Genomic DNA, 22,878 nt, shown 5'->3' with positions numbered 1-22,878 from the left:
ATATCAGGATTTCGTTGGAGGAGCCGGAGTAGATGTTTTCTTCGGGCTTTCGCACATGAATTGCGGCATCAGACCACACGGACGAATGAACGCGAACGCTGCGTTCACGCCGACGGCCGACAACAAAATCGCGAGCCCCGCACTTGCCGCAAGCGTTGCTCGCTGTGCTTTTTCGCCGATCACGATGCCCCAATCGACCGCAAATAAAAAGAACCCATATGCCAGATGCCACGCGGTCGCCAACACACCAAGAATGTAAACCACTAGCACCCACGTTATCTGAAAATCACCGGCGACGATATTGAATGACGAGCCGGCATTCCCCGCAACCGCGGTTTGCGTCAATCCCGGAACGAGGCCAAAGCGGAAATGCAGCAAATGGAACAGAATGAACACGAACAGGAAGATCCCCGTCGCTCTCTGAAAGAAATAGAACCAATTGCGGGCGTATCCGTAGCCGATCACGTTCGTCTTCGATTCCGACGAAATGATCACGCCGTAGACCGAATGAAACAGCAGCGGCAGGAATATACCGAATATCTCGATCAGCAGCAGAAAAGGAATATCGTGGATGTCCTTCACCGCTTTAACAAAACTCGCCTCGCCGTTCATGGCTTTAGCGTTCGTGAACATATGCACGAAAAAGAATAGCCCGAGCGGAACGATGCCCGTTATCTGGTGCAGCTTTCTCAGTAGGAACGTGGTTGAAAATTTGATCGCCATCAGCGTCGGATCGGAAAACCGTAGATTTACGAAAATTCTTTCAAATTCTAATGGTTGCCGATCAATTCGGCAATTCTGTCGAACAGCTTTTTATAGTAATGAATGGCACGTATAAGGTAAAATGAAAAATATTTGGGAGATTAAACAGTTTCCCTAATACCACCCCGCCGGACGGTTATGCACATAGAAACACTGAAAATATTCTGCGACCTGGTCGATCTCGAGAGTTTCTCTCTCGCTGCGGAGCGCAATTTCATAACACAATCTGCGGTCAGTCAGCAGATCCGAGCACTTGAGGAAAAATACAAACGCCGTCTGCTCGAACGCCTTCGCGGACGCCGCGAGGTGAAGCTGACACCCGCGGGCGAGGTCTTTTACCGGGAATCAAAGAACGTTCTCGACGCCTATTCGCAGCTTGAAGAAAGCCTCCGCGGCGTGGTCGGCAAGATCGGCGGCACGGTAAAGGTTGCAACAGTTTACAGCGTCGGGCTTCACGAACTTCCGTCAAAGGTGCGTGAGTTCATGACCAAATTTCCGGCGGCAAAGATCGACCTGGAATACTCTCGCACTACACGCGTCGTCCGCGACGTTCTGAACGGCACGGTCGAACTCGGCATTCTCGCATTTCCCGAACCGAAACGAGGCCTGACCCTCGTACCTATGCCGGACAATCGTCTGGTGCTGATAACACCGCCGGATCATAAATTCTCAAGCCGCAAAAAGGTAAAGGTCACTGATCTGGACGGTGAGGAATTCGTCCTGTTCGAACGCGACGTGCCCACACGAAAGGCGATGGACCGTATCTTTCGTGCCAACGGCATCGAGGTAAAAAAGGTCGCCGAGTTCGACAATATCGAGACCATTAAACGCGCCGTCGAGGTCGGATTTGGGATGGCGATCGTCCCGGAACCGGCAGTCGCAGAAGCGAAAAAGGCAGGCACGCTCGCCGTCATCGACCTGGCAGAAAAATACTGGGTCCGGAGCGTAGGCGTCATACACCGGAGCGACAGACAACTGTCACTGGCAGCGAAGAAATTTGTTCAGCTCTTGGCAGAATCTGATGTTCAGTGAATCTGCGGCTCGCCGATGCCGGCGGCGGCAACGTATGTCATAGGCGTTGTCGGTGCGAGTTCGTTGAGTGTAAGACGCACCTTTTCGGCGAGGCCTTCGGCTTCCATATATTCGCGGCCGAGCAGTCGGCGGAAACGCTTGTTGCGGTCGCCGCCGTTAAGCTCTTTCAGCATTCCGCCGAGGAACGCCGTCACGATCTCGGGTGCGAACTGCTTGCCGGAATTGTGTTTGAGATCCTCGACCACATCCTTGGCAGGGCGTCTAGCTCGGTACGGACGGTCGGTCGTCATCGCGTCAAATGAATCAGCGAGGCTGACGATCTTTGCAATGTAGGGTATCTCGCGGTCGAAGAGACCGTCGGGATAGCCGCGGCCGTCAAGGCGTTCGTGATGATATTTTGCAGCGAGAGGCACATCGGCATACGGATGCCTGATCGGCTGCAATATCTCGAAACCGACGCCGGGATGCTTATTAAGCTCAGCGGATTCTTTGGCGTTGATGCGGTACGGAGCGTTGATGATCTTGCGTTCGACGGTCAGTTTACCGACGTCGTGCAGATAGCCCGCAACAGCTGCACCCTCCATTTCGTCCTGTCCCCAGCCGAGTTCTGAAGCGATGATCTCTGAGAATTTGCCGACGCGGACCGAATGTCCTTCGGTGTATTTGTCCTTGCAGTCAATGGCGGCTGCGAATGCCTTAACGGTGTCGTGATATGTCGAGCGCATATCGTCAAACAGCTGCCGGTTCTCCTCAGCACGGCGTTCGATCTCCGCCATCAGATTGCGCTGCGCGATGGCGACCCCGATGTGCTGCCCCATCGCGCAGATTATATCCTTGTCGTAACTTGTGTATTGTTCACCCGAGGCTTTCTCGCCTAAAAAGATCGATCCGACGATCTCGTCGCGGACGACCAGCGGCACAAAAAGCTCAAGCCCGCGGCTTTCAAAACTCACGTCATACACCTGAAAGAACGGCAGCACCTTTGCCTGCGAGACCTCGATCGCATTAAGCCCGTTCGCCAAGAATTGCCGCTCATCTTCACCGGTCAACGTCAGGCTCAACGGAAAATCATCGCCAAGCTGGCGTACCGCGATCATGTTAAGCTCGTGAGCGAATCTCGAATACCGAGCCACGGCACCGCGCATTATCCCGATCGCCCCGGACAGCAGATGAAGCGACGTGCGTATCGTTTCCTGGAAATTGCTGCGGTTCGTGATCTCCTGCCCGAGCATCGCCAGGGCACCGAAAGCGTGTATGAGTTTGTTGTCTTGTTCAGGCATGGGCTTCTATTACGCTATTGTTACGTGTTTCGTGAGGCCGAGCATATCAAAAAGTTCGACCTTGTCATTGGCGACATCGGTGAAAACGACGCGGGCATTATTTCGGGCGGCGATATCAATAATGCCAAGCAGGATCGAGATCCCGATGCTGTTCACCATCTCGGTGTGCGAGAAATTTACTTCAATTTCCTCGCAGCCTTGATCAAGCAAACGGCGGCATTCGTATTCGAGCTTTTCGCCGCTCAGTTTGTTCAAATAATCCCCCGCAAAGATCATCTGCCGGGCATTTTCAGCCTCAGCCGACGTGGATTGAGCGCTTGCTGTATTCACGTAAATAATCGTCCTTGTTTAGTTTAGCTTGAGCGTTTGGAGAAACTACTTGAGGATATGTTTAACACAATGCTAATTCGATTACAACCATTTTTGCTTAAAATCGTGTGAAATTCGACATGCCTCAAGACACTATGGCACCAGATGCATAATAGCTGCACCTGCTTTTAGCCGAAAACCACAATATCTTGTGGTTTAAGCATTTGTTGCGGCGTATTCGAAAGGCTTTCGCCCAAATTCTTGAAGTAATGGCTGGAGTCTGTCGATAATGATCTGGTGCGCAGTCCCGTTGGTTGCGACGATGCCGTTTCGATTCTGCAGATCGCGGCGAAGGTAATCTAATTCAGATCCAAATATATCGGTAATTCGGCCGCCGGCCTCTTCGAGAATTACCTGCGGGGCACATGTGTCCCAAAGTTTCGTCCGCGGGCTCGGATGTATGTAAACGTCGCATTTGCATGCGGCGATCAAGCCGGTTTTTAAACCGACCGAGCCGCGGCGCAGAACGTCTTTGAAGCCGAAATACTCGATGGTGCGGACTATGCGTTCTGTAAGATGATTGCGGGTCACGGCAGCAGTCATTGTTGCCGGATCGGTTATATCCGATGTAGAAAGGCACGTTTGCCCATCTGGTCCAGCAAGATACGCACCGTCGCCGCGGACCGCCCAATACATCTGCTCATGAAACGGCAAATGGACAACGCCGAGCACCGGACGCCCGCCTATCGCCAGGCCTATCTGAACAGCAAAATCGCCGTCTTTCTTTACAAAACCTGCAGTTCCGTCGAGCGGGTCGATGATCCATAAGCGTGCCGCAGAAAGACGTCTTTCAACGTCGTCGGGCTCTTCCTCTGAAAGTATCGCGTCTTCTAGAAACGCGGCCGCAATGCCGTCAACAATAAGCCGGCTCGCTTCGACATCTGCGATCGTAACAGGTTCAAGATGGTCGTCGGCACCAAGTTTTTCTTGTGCTTCAAAACCATTTTGATAATGCCCCAAAATGACGCGGCCTGCATCAAAGGCCAGTTTTTTCGCGGTTTCTAACTCCCGTTCCAGCATCAATAAAACTCTATCATCGACGATGACGGCAAACGAAATGGTGCGTCAATTTAGTTGAGTTCGATCAGCTCCGTGATGCCGCAACTAGGGCACGTTAACGACCGTCTTGCCGGATCGGCCCATTTTGCGATAAATGAATCTGAGACCGGCTCGTCGGTCGACTGCTGATCTGAGTTACATGGGTGTTCGAGGTGCGGGGCACAGAAGACCGTCTCGCATTGAATGCAGACCCAGCCGAGTTCGGTTTGATGAAAACTGTGCGGCATAAAAAAACGGCGGACTCACGCCCGCCGTTTCAATTAGTTACTGAACCCGACGCGAGCCGCCTGATTGCGGATTCGGCAGCAGCCTGACCGGCACCACCTGCGTCTTACCGTCACGGAATACTTCCACATTCACCGTCTCGCCGAAATTCTTTCTGTCGAGAAGCCGGAACAGATCATCGAGATCGTTCATCTTCTGCCCGTCAACGGAAATAATGATGTCGCCGATGGCACCGGTCGGGCTGACCCCGCGCAGACCGGCGCGTTCTGCAGAACCGTTCGGGACCGTTTGATAAACAAGCAGTCCTTCGTCGACCGGAAGCCGGTAGCCGCGTTGGGCGAGTTCCTTTACGCTAGGGAGTGATGCACCCAGTTTCGGGCGGCGGACCTCACCAAATTGAATCAGCTGGGGTATCACCCGCTTCGCCGTGTTCACAGGAACCGCGAAACCCACGCCGACAGAACCTCCTGCAGGCGAGAGAATTTGCGAGTTAATGCCGATCATTCTCCCGAATTTATCAAGCAGCGGACCGCCTGAATTTCCGGGGTTGATCGAGGCATCTGTTTGAATGGCCGCGTCGATAGGCCGTCCGTTTCTTGCACGTATCGGCCGCTGAAGGCCGGAGATGACGCCCGTTGTCAGAGTTCTATCCAATCCGAAGGGATTACCGATGGCCAGCACCTTCTGGCCGACGACAAGCTGATCTGAATCACCGAGCGGCACAACCGTCATTCCTGCCGGCGGGTCGATCTTGATAACGGCAAGATCCGTATCGGGGTCACCGCCGACAACGCGGGCGGGATAGACCTTATCATTGCCAAAGGTCACAGTTACTCGCTGTGCACCTTCGATCACATGGTAGTTGGTAAGAATATGACCATTTTGATCAATTACAGAGCCCGAACCGTTTCCTCGGCCCTCCTGAACATCGCCCCACCAGCCCTGCGTGTATGACGTCGTATTTATGAATGCAACACCCGGAGCAAGCGTTCGATAGACCTCAATATTGTTCTGTTCGTCACTGACTGCGGCCGGATCTGAAATGCCGCCCGGAACCGGACTGCTTTCGGCGAAGGTGATCGGAGTGCCAGTCCCTGATGTCCAGATGCTCGAATAGTTGTAGATCAGAGCCGTGACACCGATCGCGACGATCGCCGACGCGAAGGCGAGGCCAAAGATCTGTTTTGCTGAAAGATGATATACAGGCTGTCTGTTCATACTTGATTATCCCTGTTCACGATTATGTATAAATCCGAGTTTTAGATGCAAAAACCCGCATCACCAGTTGGAAATGTACTATACGAAATTGAAAAGAGCGGTGTTCCCGATGAAACACCGCTCACAAAAACTGGCCCTTATCAATTCCTATCCGGCGATCGACATTATGCTATCGGTTAGAGATGCCAGATCTGTTATGTGAGCATTTGAAACGTAGCCTGCCGCTGCGAGTCCGGTAAACAAATGTATGAACATAAGGCCGATATACACCGCGAGCGAGATGACCAGACCATATCGTGCAAGCCGGCGGTCGCTCCATTTGTACAGCACCACAGCAGCTGCCAGGCCGACAGCTATCTTCACACCTAGGAACGTTCCGTCGCCGATGTCCAATAGCGCAGCCATGAGTTGATTTCCTTCGGTGGCAACACCGCTGCGGACCCAAACGATGGTCAACAGCGCGTCGAGAAGATTCAGACCAAAAAGCAAAACGGCGGGTGCGATAAACTGCATATCACTCTCAGCTCCTCAAGCAAAAAACTTGTTTAAACTCTTCCTGAAACTACTTGACCCCCGGTTTTAGGCCGAGGGTCACGCAACTTTTGGAGATCGTAGATTGTCTAACGCCTAAACTATATTTCTAATGATGCCCTGTTTCAAAAAAATTTTCCAATCTTCTCAAAATTCCCCCGAAAATATGCGCGGCGTGTTGTATTCTTGAGACGTATTTATTTTGCAAACAAATTGATTTTTTAGCATCAAATACGCCGGCTGCTCGATCGGCATCATCTGTCACGCGGCTCGGTTGAAACTCGGAGGATACAACAATGAAACGACTTTCATATTTTGGTTCAATTGCCCTGTTAATTGGATTTTTTGTCATGACGGGCAGCGTCGAAACACTTGCCCAAAAGCCCGCGTTGAAACGAAAGCCCGCCGTTAAGAGGCCTGCCGCCACGAAGCCGGCTGAACCGCTCTACGCGGTCGAATCGGGAACGATCTTTCGCGTCAGAATGAATAAGACCATCTCGTCGAAAACCGCAAAAGTCGGGGAAACCTTTACCGTCACCTTCACGGAGCCGGTTTATTCAACAAATGGAGTTGTCGTAGTGCCCACAGGTAGCACTCTTCTTGCGAAGATCGAATCCGTCAAACCTGCCGCTAAGGGCGGCAAGGTCGGAGAGATAGATGCCAGATTTGTCGAGCTTCGTCTGCCGAACGGACGTAAGCGTGCGATCAACGCGTCGCTGACCGACCTCGATGCCGGTAAAACAAGCAGCGACGATGAGGGCGGTGCAACGGGGGACAAAATGAAGAACCGCAAGGTGATCTTCATCGGCGGCGGAGCGGCCGGCGGTGCTATTTTGGGTGCAATTGTCGGCGGCGGCAAAGCGACCGCAATCGGGGCGATCGCAGGTGCAGGCGCCGGTATCTTGGGCGAACGTCTAATGAAAGGCGCAGAGGCCGAAGTAAAATCAGGAACTGAGTTCGGCGTGTATTTGAACCAAAGCATCTCGCTTCCGCGGTTTGCAGAGGCAACAACTCCGTAGATTTTTTGCCAATATTGATTCGGGCCGCTCGGTTGCGGCCCTTTTTCATTTGACCTGAACCAGAAACTCCGGGGTGATCACCGTCGGAGAAAAGAATCCTGCCGATTCATTGAAGACACGCAGCCGTGCCTGTTTCTTCACGTTGGCGATATGGCCGAAGTCCCAAGTGACCAAATAATCGATCGAGTGAAACGCAGCCAGAGCAGCATGAAAAGCATGTGACATGTATTTACGTTGAAAGATACCGCGGTCGATATAGGCATCAGCGAGTATCGCGGCTTCGTCCGGCATACCTAGTTCGTCCAACGGCCGAATAAGATTCAGACAGCCGGCACGATGCGGCTCGAGCATACGCTCGATCTCGCGCCGGACCAACATCGATGTGAATATCTGGTAATCTCCGAGCTCGTGTTCCCACCAACGGATCGTCAGATCTCTGCGAAAAGGCTCGTCATTGTCCAAATAGGCGCAGACGACCGAGGTTTCAAGGTATAGGCTTGTCTTCATCGGCGGGTCAGTCGTTCTCCTGACGAGCGGGGGCAAATGTCAGGCGTGAGTTGCGAAAATCGAAGGTTAGCCGATAGTTATTGAGGAAATTGCCGCCCAGAATCCCTGATTGTTCGAATCCTGAAGCCTCGTTGATCAAATCCAGATCAAGAGAGATCGCTGTAACATCTCGCCGCGTGTGCTGTCCGAATGTGATCTTGGGCAGCGAAAATGCCGGCACATTCTCGGTCACGCCCGCCGAACCAATGACCCGCATTCGTTTGCCGTTCACAAACTTGCTGATCGAATCGAGCTTCGCAACGCGGTCCGATATCACGGAGACGCTGGCTCCTGTATCTACAATGAAGTTCAGGGGCCCGTCAAAACCTTCCAATTCTACTTCCCCGCTGAGAAATCCGCTCGATGTCAATCGAAGCGGCAGCGTGATCCCTTCAGGAGCAGGCTCCGCGGCTTCGCCGGAATCTCTTCTTCTGAGGGCGAATGTCTGATCACCATAGTCGATGGTGGTCAGAAATTTTGAGATCATTCCGAGACCGATATAACCGTCTATCTTGTGAGCATCATTGTGAAAATCACGAATGTAAACCGGAACATTTCGCAGCCGCACATCACCAAGCGACATCTCGTTCAAGAACCCGTAAATGATCTCGAACTTCCCGTCACCGCCGATACCGCGTGCATGACCGCCTCTTGTAACCGGCTTTATCTTCAATCGTCGGGCTGTCTCGGCCGAGAGAACCGTTATTCCGGAGCCTGTATCGAGAACAAATCGCAGATCATCCTGACCCCTGTTTATGCGCACCTGCAACACAGGCCGATTCCCGATAAGCTCAAAATCAACGGTTGTTTGTTCTTTGCCGATCGACTGATAGAGCCTTCCGCTTTGCCCCAAAAATGCAAGAAAGTCGATAAGCCCCTTGATGCGGGCACGCCTGTCCTTGTCCGTGGTATCCGAAACGCGTAGGAACTCACGATAAGCATCGGCGGCCTCCCGGTAACGTTCAGCACGGGCAGTCACCTGGGCTAACGAGAATAAGTAATCGGGCTCTGACGGACCCCGGTGTACGGCTTCGCGCAGATTGGCTATGCTTTCAGACAGGTTGTTCTCGTAGAAATCCAACTGCCCGAACCCGGCCCATGCGAGATGCTCGCGCCTGTCAAGGACGATCGCGTTGTAAAGTATCAGCCGAGCCTCCTGAAATCTCCCCGCTACAAGCAGTATCGTTCCAAGAACAGAAAAAGCACGGGCATTCTTGGGCTCGCTTTCGGCGATCGGGAAGACAATGTCGTAGGCCTCTCGCAGCTTTCTCTGCCGGGCAAGAGCGAGGCCGAGTTCGATCTTGACGTCAGTTCGGGACGGTTCGGCCGCAATGGCTTGCCGCAGGTGCTCTTCCGCTGTGGTGTATTCTGCTCCACGATTTGATTTTGCGGCACGCTTTAGGAGGTCATTTACCGATGGGCTTCTTTTCTCCTGTGACCAAGCAGCCGGAACTGCAATAACGAAGATGATCAGGAGGGCAAACGCACCTGTGACGATCTTTGGCAGGGGAAAGCCGAAACTACGAAGACCGCGATACCGCATAGAGCAAGCTCCGTAACCGATCGATGGGGGCTATTTCAGTATAGCATTTGTTTTCATTGACCAAAGCACAAGATCCAATTCGTCAAATCCTACCTCAGACTCCGCTGCGAGCTCCCTTACGATATTCTCGACGGCGATATAGCGCGATCGTGTCGCGGGTGGTTTGGGGTCATCGATCAGCTTCAATTCAGCTAGGCAATTAAGGACGTGCTTATCGAGGATCGCATAACCGGTAAATCCCACATTTCGCAGAAAGTGGCTAGCCTCTTTATAACCAAGGCCTTTGATTCCTCTGGTCTTTGCCAGCCAATCCCGCCTTTCCAGCCCGCAATCAAAATCCATAAGCGTCTTGCGGATCTTCATCTTATGGTTTGCTGTGAGAAACTCTCTCGACTCCACCACGTACCGTGCCCGGGCGTTCGGATAGCGATGAACTCCGCTTAGCGCCGCAGCGATCTCTTCCTGTGTTCCTGACGCCAACAGCGGCCTCACAGCCTCGATCGATCTCAATCCCATCGCGGCTGAACAGCCGCCTGTAAAGAAACAAAAGACCATTTCCTCCCAAAACCGTTCTTCCGTGCCGCTGCGATGTATCTGCCGGAACTCGGACAAGCGGGCCGATATCTCCTTTCGCCGCTCATTATGGATGCGACGAATGTTATCTACCGTTATGGGAAGTTGAGTTTTCACAGAACTGCCTGATTTTATCACCCCGTGTATTCTCGATGTCAACTTAAATTTTTGGCCCTGACAGGAGTCGGCGCCATACTTGATTTAATCCAACCAAAAGACAACAATTTGTATCAAAGATTACAGTCCGGTTAGGGGTCTACAATTATGAGATTTGAAGGGATTTTGCGGTCTTTTTTGTCGGTTCTCGCGTGCGTGATCGCTGTATTTGCGTTCGGCTCCGATGTGTTTTCCCAGTCGCGGCCGCAAAAGAGCGGCACCCAAAAGACCGACCAAAAGAAGAATCAGCGTCCCGAGCCATTGACCGAGGAAGAAAAGAAGCGGCTTGAAGAAGAGAAGAATGCGATAGCTGACGACGAGGTCGAACGGATCGAGACCAATGTGGTCAACATTGACGCTGTCGTCTTCAATAAGAAATCAGGCCAGATCATTACCGGGCTCAAGAAGGAGAATTTCGCGATCTTCGAAAATGGGAAACGCGTCGATATTTCAAACTTCACCACGCCTGAAGCGCCGATAACGATCTCATTGGTAGTTGAATTCAGCAAATGGACAGAGCTTTTCGGCTCTGCGGCCGGCGGGCGGTTCGAACCGGGAACCTATGAGGTCATACGCCCGGTCGCTCAATTTTTAACGCGTTTTATCCAGCCTCCGGACGATTACGCATCGGTGATCGCCTTTGACCTAAGACCGACGCCGATCACTGATTTTACCAATGACCCGCGACGCATTAGCGACACCATCAATCTCCTGCTTCGCAGCATGCCCGCGTTTCGCGAGAATAACCTTTGGGATGCTCTCTCTTTCGCGCTCGTCGGCGGCAAAGGCGATTCGGTGATTCTCGAGAACAACAAAGAGCGTTACTCAGACTACGCCGGAATGGCGTCGGTGCGATCGAAACGCAAAGCTATCATTCTTGTTGCATCCGGCATTGATACTTTCAGCCGTATCAACTACGACCAGGCTCGCCGCATAGTCCAAGAAGCCGGCGTCCCCATTTACATCATCAGCACCGGAAATCTGTTCTACAAGCGCTATGAACATCTGCTGGGCCCGACGGACCGGCTGGACGGTCTTCCGGGGCGTCTGACTTTCCTGCAGGCACAGAACGCGATGAACACCATTGCAAAGGAATCCGGTGGCATGCATTTTTCGATGACCTTCGAATCCGAGATTCCCGGCTATCTCAATTCGATCAATGGGTTGCTGAGAAATCAATATTCACTTGCCTATGACCTCGGCGAAAAACGCGAGCCGGGCAAACGCTACAAACTGGAAGTAAAGGTGGATGTTGACGGGGACGGAAATTTTGATGATAAGACCCATACGGTCCAACACCGTCCTTTCTATTCGACCCCGAAGCCGGACTCGAAGAAGAAGTGATCCAAGGTCGGTTTTGCTCAACCTGATCGCCCGACATCATATGGTCACGCCGTGCAGCCTCTGCTATCCTAGTTCATTGTTTTAGAATGAGCCGAAAGATCGCAGACAGCTATCGCAACAAACTCGCCGCGGAGGAAGGTTACATATACCCGGCCGGCAGCGGTCTGCGTATCGCTCTTTGCTATCCGAACACTCACGCTATCGGGATGGCGAATCTTGGGCTCCATACGATGTATGAGCTCTTCAATTCGATCCCCGGCGTTGAATGCGAGCGAGCATTTTATCCAGACAGTTCTGAACTCGCTGAATACGAACGCACCGGAACACCGCTGATGTCGCTGGAGTCCCAAACTCGGCTGCGGGATTTCGACGTAATAGCTTTTTCCATCTCATTTGAGACCGATTACCTGAATATGGCGAGGATGCTGCAGCTCGCGGGTATTCCGGTTTGGTCGCGCGAACGCAGCGAGAACCATCCGCTCGTGGTGATGGGCGGTGCCGCGTCGTTTCTCAACCCTGAACCGATCGCCGATTTCACTGACGTCATTGCGGTCGGCGAAGGCGAAATACTCGCCTGGCAGCTTGTGGACGCTATTGAAGAGAACGATCGCCGCGAAGACATCCTTCTTCAACTTGCAAGGATCGGACGGGGCTTTTACGTACCGTCATTTTATGACGTCATCTACAACGACGACGGCACCGTTTTCGACTACAAGCCTAATCAAGAATCTGTACCAAAACGGGTCGGACGAGCATTGGCGGCTGTTAACCCAAAAGAAGGCACCCTTCGCCGTGCTCTGAAACGCGGTGAGACCGAACTCGCCGAATTCCTAACCACTCAAGATGTCTTTTGTCCTTCTACCTCGGTTTGGTCGCCGGAGGCCGAAATGGGTGATCGTTTGTTGGTTGAGATCTCACGCGGATGTTCGCAAGGATGCCGTTTCTGCTGGGCAGGTTACAACTACTACCCGCCGCGCGTCGTTCCGGCAAAGGATATTTTGGCGAAAGCGAAAGAGTGGCGTTCGAAGACCGACAAGATCGGGCTCGTATCGACCGCTGTTTGCGATCATCCTGAAATATCCACGATCCTCCGCGAGCTTCGTGCAATGGACTACCGCATTTCCGTCTCATCGCTTCGGCTGGATCAGATATCAGACGAATTGCTCGACGCACTGGTCGAATCACGGGATCAGCAGATAGCAGTTGCGCCCGAGACCGGTTCCGACAGACTGCGGCGAGTTATTAACAAAAACCTCACAAACGACGAGATCGTTGATATCTGCGGTGCGGTCTTTGATCGCGGGATGCTGACCATCAAGCTTTATATGATGGTAGGCCTGCCGACAGAAACACCGGAAGACCTGGACGAAATGTTCGTGCTTGTGGAACGAATCAAGGATCGGATGCTCGAGGCAGGCAAGCGTTTCGGACGGGCCGGCACTATCATTCCTTCGCTCAACGGTTTCGTGCCGAAGCCGAACACGCCGCTTCAGTGGGAAGGCATTTGTGATGAGAAGGAACTGAAGAAACGCATCAAATATGTCTGCAAGGGCCTGAGCAAGATCCCCAACGTAAGTGTTCGTTTCATGTCCGCCCGAATCGCCCACGAGCAGGCGCTGTTCTCGTCCGGCGATCGGACCATTGCTGCCGTAATTAATGAGGCGGCTCGAAACGGCGGCGACATCCAGAGGGCTCTCCGCGAAACAGACACCAATGCCGCATTCCACATTTCCCGCGATCGCGGCTACGGTGAATTCCTTCCGTGGTCGATAGTAGATTCTGGCCTATCCTTCGAATTTCTGAAGACCGAACACGAAAAAGCACGTGAAGCTCGTTCCAGCCTCCCGTGCCCTGCCGTCGAAAAATGTACTACGTGCGGTGTTTGTCCCAACACTTGGCTGGCGGACGCCCCGCAGAGTCTTATCCAGATCCAGCCAAAACGCGTTCTCGAAGCGATGAACGCCGCTGTCTAATTCATACTGTCAACCAGAAAACCCGTCGGCGTCGCAGTGTGGTCAAAATTGTATTTGTGCTTGTAGAGGCCAAAAGGCAAGATGTTCACTTCCTTTGTGAACGACACGCGGGCTGAGATGACATTTCCCTTTTGCTTAACGTCAATAAGCGTGTCAGGAGGCGCTCCGTTCTTTTGGGTTGAAGCGTGTATTCGATTACGAACGTTCTCCACAGGGTCGATCTTGCCGGGAAGAGCAAGCCCCTGAACAACAGCCTGCTGCATATCTGTCTTTAGGCTTTCAGCGTTGTAAGCGACCGGCACGTAATTATACCCTGCATGCGCCAACAGGCCGAGTATTACGAGAAAAACAGCAAACTTTACGCCGGCGCTTCCACGCTCGGAGCTCTTAAATCTATTTTGCGTACTCATTGCTTTCTGATGCTGCGGCGGGAAATTCACAGCTGTTTCCTGAAGAAATGTTTGAGAGTGTTTTCAACTACACGGCGTTCGGTCCTCCCGATCTGAACTACGATCGGTTTTCCGATGCCTCGCAGAAGTACCATCTGAAGATATCCGCCGATATTTTTCTTATCAAGGCCGAACGCGCGAATGACGTTCTCAAACTCGACGCCGGCAAGTGACGGCAGCGGGCCGACACGATGCACAACATCGTTCAACAATTCTACATCTTCTTTAGCGCAATTTGCAAGTTTTTTTGAAAGTTCTGCAGCAAACAAAATGCCGTATCCAACCGCCTCGCCGTGCAGAATTCCTCTGTAATCTGTTGCTTTTTCAATGGCGTGGGCGAGAGTGTGTCCGAAATTGAGTGTCTTTCTCGAGCGCGGGCCCGCTTTCGTGATCGCTTCGTTGGGATCGCCCATTACGATCGAAGCCTTGAATGCGATGTTCTCAGAGATCAGATCTGAGATCTCAGATGGATCATCAAGGCTCAGCAGGCCGTGATGCCGTTTGGACAATAGCTCGATCAATCTGGAGTTTCGGCCGAGCAGCTTCTTTCCCGAGAGAGCACCATGTTTAACGGCCTCATAGAGGCCCGACCGAATATGCCGCTGCGGAAGTGTTGCCAGTGCCGAAACGTCGACCAAGACCGCGGCGGGTTGACGGATCGTACCTATTAGGTTCTTCCCATATTTTGAGTTAACGCCTGTTTTCCCTCCAACCGAGGCGTCGAGCATCGCCAACAAAGTTGTCGGAATATTAATAAAGGGAATGCCGCGAAGATGCAGCGACGCGGCCAACCCCGCCAGATCGCCGACAACGCCGCCGCCGAGTGCAGCAACGGCATCGGTCCGCGTAATGCCGGATCTGGAAAAATGCTCGAGCGTCTTTTCCAGCGTCCTGAAGTTCTTGAATCGCTCGCCGTCGCCGATCAGGTGAACAACCGCCTCGATCCCGGCGGCTCTCAGCGAAGCGACCAGTCGATCGCCGTAAAATGAGAATACGGTCTTGTTCGAAACAACTGCAGCCCTTCTCACGCCATTGCCGGGAAGCCCGGCAATCAACGACCCGGCATTATCGAGTGCTCCGCCTCCGATCACAACATCATAAACATCGGACGAGACAGGTGTGCATACTTTTACGATCGTGCCGGTCATATCTTCAGGTAGTCTGCAACGACCTCGAGCGTGATCTCCGGAAATGCTTCAAGGATCGCAGCATTCATCTGCGATCGCAGATCTGCCGGAATGCCGTCGTTAGCGGCTGCGTCGCGTGATGACTCATCGGGCCATTTGGCATAGGCATAGTACCGTCCGTCGCCGCCTCGGTGCAGACGTGAACCGAGACTTCCGTGATGTTCCAAATAATGCCGTGTAACGGCAGACCAACTTTCTGTAAATTGCTCCTCGAGCGAGGGATCTATCCTCCAACTGTACAAAACTACGAACATTAGCCAAGTTCCCTGCCTATCACCGCGATCAATTCGTCGGCCATTTGATCGATCTCCGCTTGGTCTTTGCCTTCGATCATTACGCGTGCCAAGGGCTCAGTGCCCGAATAACGCAATACAAGCCGGCCGCTCTCTCCCAGTCTTTCTTCGATCGCCTTTCTTAGTTCCGAAACCGCATACACACTATCCAACGGGATCTTCTCCTTGACGCGAACACCCTTCAGTACCTGTGGATATTGCCTAAATCCGTGGCTCAGCTCCGACGCAGTGCAGTCTTCCTCCAACATCGCCTCAAACAGCAGGATCGACGTCATAATGCCGTCACCGATCAGGCTGCGCTTTGGCAGGATGATGTGGCCGGATTGCTCACCTCCGAGTTCCGACCCGGTCTCGAGCAGGCGTTCGAGCACGTATTTATCGCCGACAGCGGTTCTCACTAAACTGATATTCTCCACCGCAAAGGCCTCATTCAGCCCCAGATTGCTCATCACCGTCGCAATGACCGTCGCGTTTTTCAGACCTCCATTCTTGCGAAGTTGTCTGGCGAGGATCAGCAGAGTGGCGTCGCCGTCTATAAGATCCCCTTTCTCATCAACGAAAAGTGCTCGGTCGGCATCACCGTCATACGCTATGCCGAGGTCGGCTGAATATTCGAGAACCGCCGACTGAAGGCCTTCAATATGTGTCGAGCCACAGCCCAGATTTATGTTACGGCCGTCCGGCGAGTCGTTGATCACAACAGCATCAGCCCCTGAGCCGAGAAAGATCTGCGGGGCAATGGCAGATGCGGCCCCGTTTGCACAGTCGATCACGATGCGGCGGCCTTCGCCCGACAACTTCAGGCTGGCTCTCAAATAATCAGAATAGGCCGCGACAAACTCTTGCTCTCTGGTCAGATCTAGAATTGAGTCGGCCAATTCTCCGGCGCTCTCAGATATCGCCGCTTCGATGCTTGCTTCTCCGGACGCATCCAGTTTCTGCCCGCTCGGCAAGAATATCTTGATTCCGTTGTCATGATACGGATTGTGTGATGCGCTGATCACAACGGCCGAATCAAAGCCGAACTTACCGCATAAATAAGCCGCACCCGGCGTCGTCATTACGCCGGCCGAGACACAAGTACCACCCGCCGAAACGGCTCCGGATGTTATTGCCGTCTCGATACGTTCGCCGGATTCCCGCGTATCTCGGGCAGTAAGCAGGCGAACATCTCTCCCCGTCCTCGATCTCAGCTCGTCGGCTAAACCGCGGCCGATTTGTTTCAGCGTCGCATCATCGAAAGGAAATTTATCTGCCTCTCCGCGAATGCCGTCGGTCCCAAAAAGTTTCATACACTATAAGCTATCTTTGTAGCATCAATAAATTTTTCTTAAAAGACTTGACAACACCATCGCCTATGTCGGAATCTTATACGTGCTGATCGACAGCAATTGACCCTTAGGCTATCGCCTTCCGATCTCCTCTACAAAATTATGAGATATTTGGCCGCTCTTGGCATCTGCGTCGCTGCTTTTACTGTGTCTTTCGGACAAGGCCCGTCTTCGGGACGAATGGAACCGGCGAACCCTCGAGTTGTTGTTACCAGCAATATTCCATCGCCTGAACCGGTTAAAATGCCGGCTGCTTCGCCTTCACCATTCACAGCGCCTGCAGTTTCGGCAGTTCCCGCACCGCCGCGGCCCGCCCCGGCACCGATCCCTGCCGTTCCGAACACCTATCTTTCTTTCGGACAGATCAAGGGCAAGATCGCAGAGGCGAAGCGTTCATTACAGACAAGGCCGATGACCACTGCGATGGCCGAAGGATCAGTCCTAAACGAGGTCGTCCAAATAGCCTACTACGACGTAAAGACGAAAGAGGTCGCGTTCGTTTCGATCGGGAAAGAAGCCTTCTTGACACGTGGAGTTCCCTTCTCGGTTATTTCCTCGAACGGCCGCCAGATGACGTCGCGTACCGTTAGGGCGAACGGCGTCAACACACCTGTTGTCCTGATCGACGACGCCGGCACACCGCATCAGCCTTTGATGGTGCAATACCCGGTCGTCCGAAACGGCGTATTCATCGAGACGGCATATTACATGTCCACGCATCCCGGCATTGCCACTCCTGAGGTGGTGTCAGCGGGACAACTGTATGTAAGGAATACCATCGACATCGCGCGTTCAACGCTGCGTGAAAAGGGTTTCAAGATCGACCCGATCGTCGCTGATATGGCAGAACGGCTTGCGACGGTAGAGCACGTCGATCACCTGCGTTTCCGCACCGAACCGCACATAAACATTTACAGTGACGTGTTTACGCTCTATGCGCTCAACGAAGGGCAAACATACCGTTACGCCGTCAGTTCCGCGGGGGCGGGCGGAATGATCCAGATGATCCCGTCAACGTATCGCATAATGCGTGCTCGGTATCCTAGCGTCAATCTGATGCCTGATTTTGTCGAAGGCATGCGCAACCACGCAAACGCCGCACAGGCGATGCTGCTTTATATTCAGATGACGTGGGATGACCTAGTTTCGCGTCCGTCGGTCAGCAATGCTCTTGCGACCGGCATCGCAACGCCTTCGCAATTAATGGCTGCGGGATATAATTCGAATCCCGCTCGCCTGCCCGGCTATATAACACGCGGCGGAGCCGGCTGGACGAACCTGATCCCGCGTGAAACGAAGATCTATCTTCAGATCTACGATTCACTCGAGCGGAACGTGCCGATGAGGCCGAGAGTTCAGTAAAGGCTCCCAGTTTGAGCAATTATTGGACTGATTGCCCTAAAATGCGGGCGACCTCGGTCTGAACGTCAACGAATTTCTTGCCGACCAGGTTCGCTCCGGTGAAGAACGTATCGTTCGTCACCTCGATGACAACAAAGGGCGGACGTAGGAATTTCTCCATCGCCTCTTCATCGTGAAAAAAAGCTCGTGCCGTCGTTAGTCCCCGCAGATCGCCGAGATAAACATCGAACGTGAACTCCACGCGGTCGAACTCGTGAAAATACCGATTCTTTCTGATCTCGCGGCCTTCAAAACGCTCAAAAACGGCATATTCTGCCTCGTTCAGGTGCATCTCGGCGATGCGTGTCGCGGCCTCTTGTCCGGGCGGCGGCGTTAGTTTCTGCTGCAGAATGCGGGTCCATTCTTTCGTGTAAGGATCGCGTATCTGACGAATGCGCAAGCGTGTATTTTCTATGTAGTTATCAAACAGCTGCAAGTGGCTGCTGGCGGGCGTTAAAGGCTCGGGAAGCCCTTCGGTAAGGAACAGTCTTTGAAAGTCGAAATGTGCGTTCTTGTCCATTTTTGCTAAAGTAATTATACTCACGTTTTTGCTTTTGCGAGGAGAATTACCGAATTATGCGTATCACATTATTATTTTTGCTATCCGGCATTTTTATGCTCGCCGGTTGTTCCGGGTCGAGTGATAAACCGGCCAACGCGACCAATACAGCGGCCGCAAACAGCGCCGCAAACGCAGTCGCAACGGAAAAGAAAGAGTCCGACGCGACGACCAACAACGCCCCGACGCTTGAATCGGTCGTGAAGGCCTATTGCGAGGCTTGGGAAAAGAACGACGAAGCGGCTCTGAGAAAGCTGTTCTCAAAGGACACGCTCAAATCTTTTGACGAAGGCATGAAGGCGGACAAGGAAAAGAGCCTGCTGAAATACCTCGAGGACGACCGCATAACGGGCAAGCCGTGCGAGGTCCGAAACGAAGATATAAAGGGCGATGAGGCCGTCGCTGAGTTCAAGGCGAGCAAGTACCCGAACGGCATCAAGATCGTATTTGTAAAAGAGGACGGAGAGTGGAAATGGACCACGCGTTCTCCGTCCGTCGATTCGGTCTCAAAAACTGCATCGAACACCGCGGCAAATACCGCGAAATGATCAACCCGCAGTACCGCGGGCATCCGCGGGTGCATAGGGCGGCAGCGTAACGCGTGCCGCCTTTTCCTTTTTCAGCCCAAGCGCCCAGTCGGCCTGCATTAGTGTGTGAATGTCGCGTGTGCCTTCGTAAATGACAGCGGCCTTGCAGTTACGCAGATAACGTTCGACGGGATAGTCGTTCGTATAGCCGTTGGCTCCGTGGATCTCGATGGCCATCGACGCAGCCTTTTCGCTGCGGATCGTCGCCTGCCATTTCGCCAATGATGCGGCCTTTGCTGACGGCTTGCCTTGGTTCTTGAGGTATCCGCATTTCAGCCACAGCAGATGAGCCATTTGATAATCGGCTTCCATCTCGGCGATCTTTTGTTTGACGAGCTGAAAATTGGCGATGGTCTGTCCTTGCACTTCGCGAGTGTTCGCGTAGGCGATAGATGCGTCACGCGACGCCATTATCACGCCCGTCGCACCGCTCGCGACCGTATAGCGGCCGTTCTCGAGCGAGAACATCGCGATCTTGAATCCTTCGCCTTCCTGACCGAGCATATTGGCCGCGGGCACGCGGACGTCCTGCAGTGAGAAATAGCCGGTGTTGCCCGCCTTGATGCCGAGTTTGCCGTGTATGGTTCCGCTCGTAAAGCCGGGCATCGTACGCTCGATAATAAAGCACGAGATGCCTGTGTGGTCGCGAACCTTCATCTTCTCGAGGTCGGTCCAGCAAAAGAAAAGGAAATGATCCGCCACGTCTGCAAGCGATATCCACATCTTCTCGCCGTTCAGGATCCAGTCGTCGCCGTCGCGCTTTGCATAGCTTTTCATACCGACGACGTCTGAACCGGCGTTCGGCTCGGTCAAGCCGAATGTTGCGAGCTTTTCACCTTTCGCCTGCGGGACGAGGTATTTCTGCTTTTGCTCCTCGGTTCCCCAGGTCAGCAGGCTCATACTGTTCAGCCCGACGTGCACCGACATCGCCACACGCAAAAACGTATCGCATGCCTCAAGCTCCTCGCACACCAGCCCCAGCGAGATGTAATCAAACCCCGCACCGCCATATTGCTCAGGGATACAGACGCCCAGCAAGCCCAATTCGGCCATTTTATCGAAAACACTTCGCTCAAAATGTGCCTTCTCGTCCCATTCCTTGATGTACGGAGCGACCTCGCCCGCACAAAACTCGCGGACCGTATTCCGCAACGCAATTTGTTCTTCTGTTAGTTCAAGATCGATCACAAATATGTTCCCCAAATTTGACAAAATAGTCGACGCTATCAAAGATTATCGTAACATTCGCCTAGGTCATATTCCATACGACCAAGGAAAAAAGGGGCCGTTAAAAACGAAATTGCCGGCACGCCTTAGAAAACGAAGGGGAGGTTTACATACCTACATCTAATCTTGGCTCGACACTTCCCACTTATGTATATTAGATTACCGGTGACCATGAAATATCACGACTACTAAAAATATTCGAATTTGCAACGACTCTTCGCTCAAAACCATCATCGAGTGACAAAATAAACACATCAAATGTTTTCCCCTTGCATGTTGAATAGGCTACACTTTGCCCGTCGGGGGAGATTATCATTTTGCGAATTCGGCTGTTCGTCGGAATAAGCGCTCTTTCGCTTCCATCGGAATTCATGACAAAATACTGCTTCTTGAAATTGTCCTGCGATACACCAAAGACCATTTTTTTGCCATTCGGTGTCCAGTGCGGACAAGTTGCGTTGGATCCCAACATTTTGAACTCCCGTAGATTTTCTCCGTTCGGGCCCATAACAAAGAGTTTGCCCCAGTCGTCATCCAAACTCCTTTCGAACACAAGCTCATTTGAGGGTGTCCATACAACATCTGTATTTTCTCCACTTAGCGTGAGCTTTTTCTTTGATCTGTTATTTACATTTACGACAAAGATATCCTCCAAATGTTTTCCGTTAACATACTCGTGGAAGGAATACGCCAGGCGACAAGAATCAGGAGACCACGTTAGGCTAGAAATGCTTGCCCCTGCACCTTCATGAATCGTTAGGCGATTACGCTCATCTCCGTTCTCATCCATTATGAGAATGCTTGACTTATCTTCGTGAATATTTGAATAAGAGAATGCGATCCATTTCCCATCAGGCGCCCATGCCGGACAGGAGGCATGCTGACTGGAATAGATTTGTTTACAGTCGGTGCCATCGGAATTAATTGTGTAAATCCCGTCTTCCCTGCAAGGACCTTCCTCTTTCACTCGATCAAAAACCAAGCGTGAGCATGGTTGAGAATCAGATCGAAAACCAAACAATGAACCTAGAAGTTGCTTTAACATTTAGATTATCCTTTGCTTTTTAAGCATAACTTAGTTGATGCGTTGCAACTTGATGCTTTGAAGCAGCATTAAGCTTCACGCCGTACGGCCAAGGCAATATTTGGCCCAACTAGGGTGTAGCACCCAACAAGTCTCGGCAGCTACCACATCTATCATGGCCGCAATAACTACAGTGAGTTGGATCATTATAATTCTCAACACGACACTTACAACATTTCCAAGACTTCTCTGCAGATACTGGTGGTAACGACGGTTGTTTTTGCGTATTATCCATTTGAACTCTCCCTTGCGATTAATCGAATTAGTTACTTAATTGTGCCTCTTACATCTTCGGCTTAACCCCGGTTGACTAGTCGCTATTGTCAATTCTTTTGAACACTGTCAGACTGGAGTCAATAAGCCCAAGGCAGTTGGCTAGGTCAGAAAAAAAAAGATCCAAAACTGTTTGAATTTCTACGTCCGACCACGCGTTTAAGGCAATAATAGACCGATTGAGTGACACAACATTTGAATCACCCCACTCGCGGATTGCGAGATAATACCCCGATGCATTGAACCCTCCGGTATTTTTCTTGAAAGCACAGAAAAGTTGAGAACACCAATCGTCGCCATCAAGTTCCATGTCTAAGAAGGCCCAGATATGTTCAATTTGGACGAGCGTAAAATGTTCGGCGGGATCCAGTTTAATAAACGTGCGATGCCCGTCCATCCAAGGGCAACTAAGATCCACTTCAAATAGATTGGCGTCCGGTTCTGAGATTCCCGCCACCTTGTAGAGTAAGGTGTCCATCTGCGAAATTTTCTCAAGTATATTTACGAAGCGATTGGTTATCATAATCATTCATGATTCGACTGACAAGCTGTCGTCTCATTGCACCTTCTCTTTGCTTTCCCTCATTTGGTCAAGAATTAGTGGAAGAGCAAAATACACAACGGCGGCAAGTATTAACGGAAAGCAGCATCCGCCTCCGATCACGGCCTCCGGCGAACTGGCTTTCGAAAAAGCTGTGATTGCAAAGACAAGGAAACCTGCACCGATAGCAGCGAACTTCGCAAGAAGCTTACCTTTACGTTCTTTCGTTAGTACGAATAGCGTCCGATCGACCGAGTTTCTTGTGGAGCACCTCTCGCAAGCCCAGCTTGAAACCCCCTCACCACACTGCATGCAA

Annotated in this window: 23 protein-coding genes; 6 read left to right on the top strand and 17 right to left on the bottom strand. The window is 52.2% G+C overall.

Annotated elements, in window-relative coordinates; translation table 11 throughout:
- Positions 1-3 precede the first annotated feature (3 nt).
- The gene (locus tag IPM50_12790) at positions 4-723 is read right to left on the bottom strand and encodes a succinate dehydrogenase (GenBank protein QQS32518.1); all 720 of its coding nucleotides are present in this window, start codon (positions 721-723) and stop codon (positions 4-6) included.
- A 177-nt stretch (positions 724-900) separates the two neighbouring features.
- On the opposite strand from IPM50_12790, the gene IPM50_12785 reads away from it, so the two are divergent.
- Entirely contained in the window at positions 901-1,794 is an 894-nt protein-coding gene (locus IPM50_12785) for a LysR family transcriptional regulator (protein ID QQS32517.1), read from the top strand.
- Here the strand turns inward: IPM50_12785 and IPM50_12780 are convergent.
- From IPM50_12780 to IPM50_12760, 5 genes are all read right to left on the bottom strand, one after another.
- Positions 1,788-3,074 carry an HD domain-containing protein gene (locus IPM50_12780; GenBank protein ID QQS32516.1) on the bottom strand — a complete coding sequence of 429 codons (1,287 nt, stop codon included), beginning with the start codon at positions 3,072-3,074 and terminating at the stop codon, positions 1,788-1,790. The genes IPM50_12785 and IPM50_12780 overlap by 7 nt on opposite strands.
- A 9-nt stretch (positions 3,075-3,083) precedes the next feature.
- Positions 3,084-3,404, bottom strand: a complete 321-nt coding sequence (locus IPM50_12775) for a hypothetical protein (GenBank protein QQS32515.1) — start codon at positions 3,402-3,404, stop codon at positions 3,084-3,086.
- A gap of 195 nt (positions 3,405-3,599) precedes the next feature.
- Positions 3,600-4,463: a 3'(2'),5'-bisphosphate nucleotidase CysQ gene (locus IPM50_12770; GenBank protein QQS32514.1), complete on the bottom strand. Its 864-nt coding sequence runs from the start codon at positions 4,461-4,463 to the stop codon at positions 3,600-3,602.
- Between the two features lie 303 nt (positions 4,464-4,766).
- A complete protein-coding gene (locus tag IPM50_12765) occupies positions 4,767-5,945 on the bottom strand; it encodes a trypsin-like peptidase domain-containing protein (protein ID QQS32513.1) in 1,179 nt (392 codons plus the stop codon).
- 147 nt (positions 5,946-6,092) lie between these two features.
- Positions 6,093-6,458, bottom strand: a complete 366-nt coding sequence (locus tag IPM50_12760) for a hypothetical protein (GenBank protein QQS32512.1) — start codon at positions 6,456-6,458, stop codon at positions 6,093-6,095.
- 314 nt (positions 6,459-6,772) lie between these two features.
- Between IPM50_12760 and IPM50_12755 the strand changes: the two genes are divergently transcribed.
- Positions 6,773-7,495 (top strand): hypothetical protein, encoded by a 723-nt coding sequence (locus tag IPM50_12755; GenBank protein QQS32511.1) that lies wholly within the window; start codon positions 6,773-6,775, stop codon positions 7,493-7,495.
- 45 nt (positions 7,496-7,540) lie between these two features.
- Here IPM50_12755 and IPM50_12750 read toward each other — a convergent pair whose 3' ends face one another.
- Genes IPM50_12750 through IPM50_12740 form a run of 3 tightly spaced genes read right to left on the bottom strand, consistent with a single transcriptional unit; the run spans position 7,541 to position 10,274 of the window.
- Complete coding sequence (locus IPM50_12750) at positions 7,541-8,002, bottom strand: hypothetical protein (protein QQS32510.1); 462 nt, start codon at positions 8,000-8,002, stop codon at positions 7,541-7,543.
- A 7-nt stretch (positions 8,003-8,009) separates the two neighbouring features.
- Entirely contained in the window at positions 8,010-9,584 is a 1,575-nt protein-coding gene (locus tag IPM50_12745) for an aspartyl protease family protein (GenBank protein ID QQS32509.1), read from the bottom strand.
- A 30-nt stretch (positions 9,585-9,614) separates the two neighbouring features.
- Positions 9,615-10,274: an N-glycosylase/DNA lyase gene (locus tag IPM50_12740; protein QQS32508.1), complete on the bottom strand. Its 660-nt coding sequence runs from the start codon at positions 10,272-10,274 to the stop codon at positions 9,615-9,617.
- A gap of 147 nt (positions 10,275-10,421) precedes the next feature.
- Between IPM50_12740 and IPM50_12735 the strand changes: the two genes are divergently transcribed.
- The gene (locus tag IPM50_12735; GenBank protein QQS32507.1) at positions 10,422-11,657 is read left to right on the top strand and encodes a VWA domain-containing protein; all 1,236 of its coding nucleotides are present in this window, start codon (positions 10,422-10,424) and stop codon (positions 11,655-11,657) included.
- An 86-nt stretch (positions 11,658-11,743) separates the two neighbouring features.
- Entirely contained in the window at positions 11,744-13,630 is a 1,887-nt protein-coding gene (locus IPM50_12730; GenBank protein ID QQS32506.1) for a radical SAM protein, read from the top strand.
- On the opposite strand, the gene IPM50_12725 is transcribed toward IPM50_12730, so the two are convergent.
- The 4 genes from IPM50_12725 to glmM are packed head-to-tail and all read right to left on the bottom strand — an operon-like array spanning position 13,627 to position 16,851.
- The gene (locus IPM50_12725) at positions 13,627-14,040 is read right to left on the bottom strand and encodes a hypothetical protein (protein QQS32505.1); all 414 of its coding nucleotides are present in this window, start codon (positions 14,038-14,040) and stop codon (positions 13,627-13,629) included. The two genes, IPM50_12730 and IPM50_12725, sit on opposite strands and share 4 nt — an antisense overlap.
- Positions 14,041-14,066: 26 nt before the next feature.
- A complete protein-coding gene (gene aroB / locus IPM50_12720) occupies positions 14,067-15,227 on the bottom strand; it encodes a 3-dehydroquinate synthase (protein QQS32504.1) in 1,161 nt (386 codons plus the stop codon).
- On the bottom strand, positions 15,224-15,520 hold the full coding sequence (locus IPM50_12715) for an antibiotic biosynthesis monooxygenase (protein QQS32503.1): 297 nt from the start codon (positions 15,518-15,520) through the stop codon (positions 15,224-15,226). Before IPM50_12715 ends, aroB begins: the two co-directional genes overlap by 4 nt.
- A complete protein-coding gene (gene glmM, locus IPM50_12710) occupies positions 15,520-16,851 on the bottom strand; it encodes a phosphoglucosamine mutase (protein ID QQS32502.1) in 1,332 nt (443 codons plus the stop codon). The genes IPM50_12715 and glmM overlap by 1 nt, the downstream gene beginning before the upstream one ends.
- 141 nt (positions 16,852-16,992) lie before the next feature.
- On the opposite strand from glmM, the gene IPM50_12705 reads away from it, so the two are divergent.
- A complete protein-coding gene (locus tag IPM50_12705) occupies positions 16,993-18,252 on the top strand; it encodes a hypothetical protein (protein ID QQS32501.1) in 1,260 nt (419 codons plus the stop codon).
- 19 nt (positions 18,253-18,271) lie between these two features.
- On the opposite strand, the gene IPM50_12700 is transcribed toward IPM50_12705, so the two are convergent.
- Positions 18,272-18,811 (bottom strand): hypothetical protein, encoded by a 540-nt coding sequence (locus IPM50_12700; protein ID QQS32500.1) that lies wholly within the window; start codon positions 18,809-18,811, stop codon positions 18,272-18,274.
- Between the two features lie 56 nt (positions 18,812-18,867).
- Between IPM50_12700 and IPM50_12695 the strand changes: the two genes are divergently transcribed.
- On the top strand, positions 18,868-19,398 hold the full coding sequence (locus IPM50_12695) for a DUF4878 domain-containing protein (protein QQS32499.1): 531 nt from the start codon (positions 18,868-18,870) through the stop codon (positions 19,396-19,398).
- Here the strand turns inward: IPM50_12695 and IPM50_12690 are convergent, their stop codons facing one another.
- From IPM50_12690 to IPM50_12680, 3 genes are all read right to left on the bottom strand, one after another.
- Positions 19,399-20,625 (bottom strand): acyl-CoA dehydrogenase family protein, encoded by a 1,227-nt coding sequence (locus IPM50_12690; GenBank protein ID QQS32498.1) that lies wholly within the window; start codon positions 20,623-20,625, stop codon positions 19,399-19,401.
- A 193-nt stretch (positions 20,626-20,818) separates the two neighbouring features.
- Entirely contained in the window at positions 20,819-21,709 is an 891-nt protein-coding gene (locus IPM50_12685; GenBank protein QQS32497.1) for a PD40 domain-containing protein, read from the bottom strand.
- A gap of 349 nt (positions 21,710-22,058) precedes the next feature.
- Complete coding sequence (locus tag IPM50_12680) at positions 22,059-22,499, bottom strand: hypothetical protein (GenBank protein ID QQS32496.1); 441 nt, start codon at positions 22,497-22,499, stop codon at positions 22,059-22,061.
- Positions 22,500-22,878: the final 379 nt, after the last annotated feature.

The organism is Acidobacteriota bacterium (assembly GCA_016700075.1).
In the GTDB taxonomy this organism is placed as follows: domain Bacteria; phylum Acidobacteriota; class Blastocatellia; order Pyrinomonadales; family Pyrinomonadaceae; genus OLB17.
This window is presented reverse-complemented; position numbering and strand designations above follow the sequence as displayed.

Excerpts from the sequence above, each read along its gene's own strand:
- IPM50_12790 (QQS32518.1), bottom strand. The coding sequence starts at position 723 with ATGGCGATCAAATTTTCAACCACGTTCCTACTGAGAAAGCTGCACCAG.
- IPM50_12785 (QQS32517.1), top strand. The coding sequence starts at position 901 with ATGCACATAGAAACACTGAAAATATTCTGCGACCTGGTCGATCTCGAG.
- IPM50_12780 (QQS32516.1), bottom strand. The coding sequence starts at position 3,074 with ATGCCTGAACAAGACAACAAACTCATACACGCTTTCGGTGCCCTGGCG.
- IPM50_12770 (QQS32514.1), bottom strand. The coding sequence starts at position 4,463 with ATGCTGGAACGGGAGTTAGAAACCGCGAAAAAACTGGCCTTTGATGCA.
- IPM50_12765 (QQS32513.1), bottom strand. The coding sequence starts at position 5,945 with ATGAACAGACAGCCTGTATATCATCTTTCAGCAAAACAGATCTTTGGC.
- IPM50_12760 (QQS32512.1), bottom strand. The coding sequence starts at position 6,458 with ATGCAGTTTATCGCACCCGCCGTTTTGCTTTTTGGTCTGAATCTTCTC.
- IPM50_12755 (QQS32511.1), top strand. The coding sequence starts at position 6,773 with ATGAAACGACTTTCATATTTTGGTTCAATTGCCCTGTTAATTGGATTT.
- IPM50_12750 (QQS32510.1), bottom strand. The coding sequence starts at position 8,002 with ATGAAGACAAGCCTATACCTTGAAACCTCGGTCGTCTGCGCCTATTTG.
- IPM50_12745 (QQS32509.1), bottom strand. The coding sequence starts at position 9,584 with ATGCGGTATCGCGGTCTTCGTAGTTTCGGCTTTCCCCTGCCAAAGATC.
- IPM50_12735 (QQS32507.1), top strand. The coding sequence starts at position 10,422 with ATGAGATTTGAAGGGATTTTGCGGTCTTTTTTGTCGGTTCTCGCGTGC.
- IPM50_12730 (QQS32506.1), top strand. The coding sequence starts at position 11,744 with ATGAGCCGAAAGATCGCAGACAGCTATCGCAACAAACTCGCCGCGGAG.
- IPM50_12725 (QQS32505.1), bottom strand. The coding sequence starts at position 14,040 with ATGAGTACGCAAAATAGATTTAAGAGCTCCGAGCGTGGAAGCGCCGGC.
- aroB (QQS32504.1), bottom strand. The coding sequence starts at position 15,227 with ATGACCGGCACGATCGTAAAAGTATGCACACCTGTCTCGTCCGATGTT.
- IPM50_12715 (QQS32503.1), bottom strand. The coding sequence starts at position 15,520 with ATGTTCGTAGTTTTGTACAGTTGGAGGATAGATCCCTCGCTCGAGGAG.
- glmM (QQS32502.1), bottom strand. The coding sequence starts at position 16,851 with ATGAAACTTTTTGGGACCGACGGCATTCGCGGAGAGGCAGATAAATTT.
- IPM50_12705 (QQS32501.1), top strand. The coding sequence starts at position 16,993 with ATGAGATATTTGGCCGCTCTTGGCATCTGCGTCGCTGCTTTTACTGTG.
- IPM50_12700 (QQS32500.1), bottom strand. The coding sequence starts at position 18,811 with ATGGACAAGAACGCACATTTCGACTTTCAAAGACTGTTCCTTACCGAA.
- IPM50_12695 (QQS32499.1), top strand. The coding sequence starts at position 18,868 with ATGCGTATCACATTATTATTTTTGCTATCCGGCATTTTTATGCTCGCC.
- IPM50_12685 (QQS32497.1), bottom strand. The coding sequence starts at position 21,709 with ATGTTAAAGCAACTTCTAGGTTCATTGTTTGGTTTTCGATCTGATTCT.
- IPM50_12680 (QQS32496.1), bottom strand. The coding sequence starts at position 22,499 with ATGGACACCTTACTCTACAAGGTGGCGGGAATCTCAGAACCGGACGCC.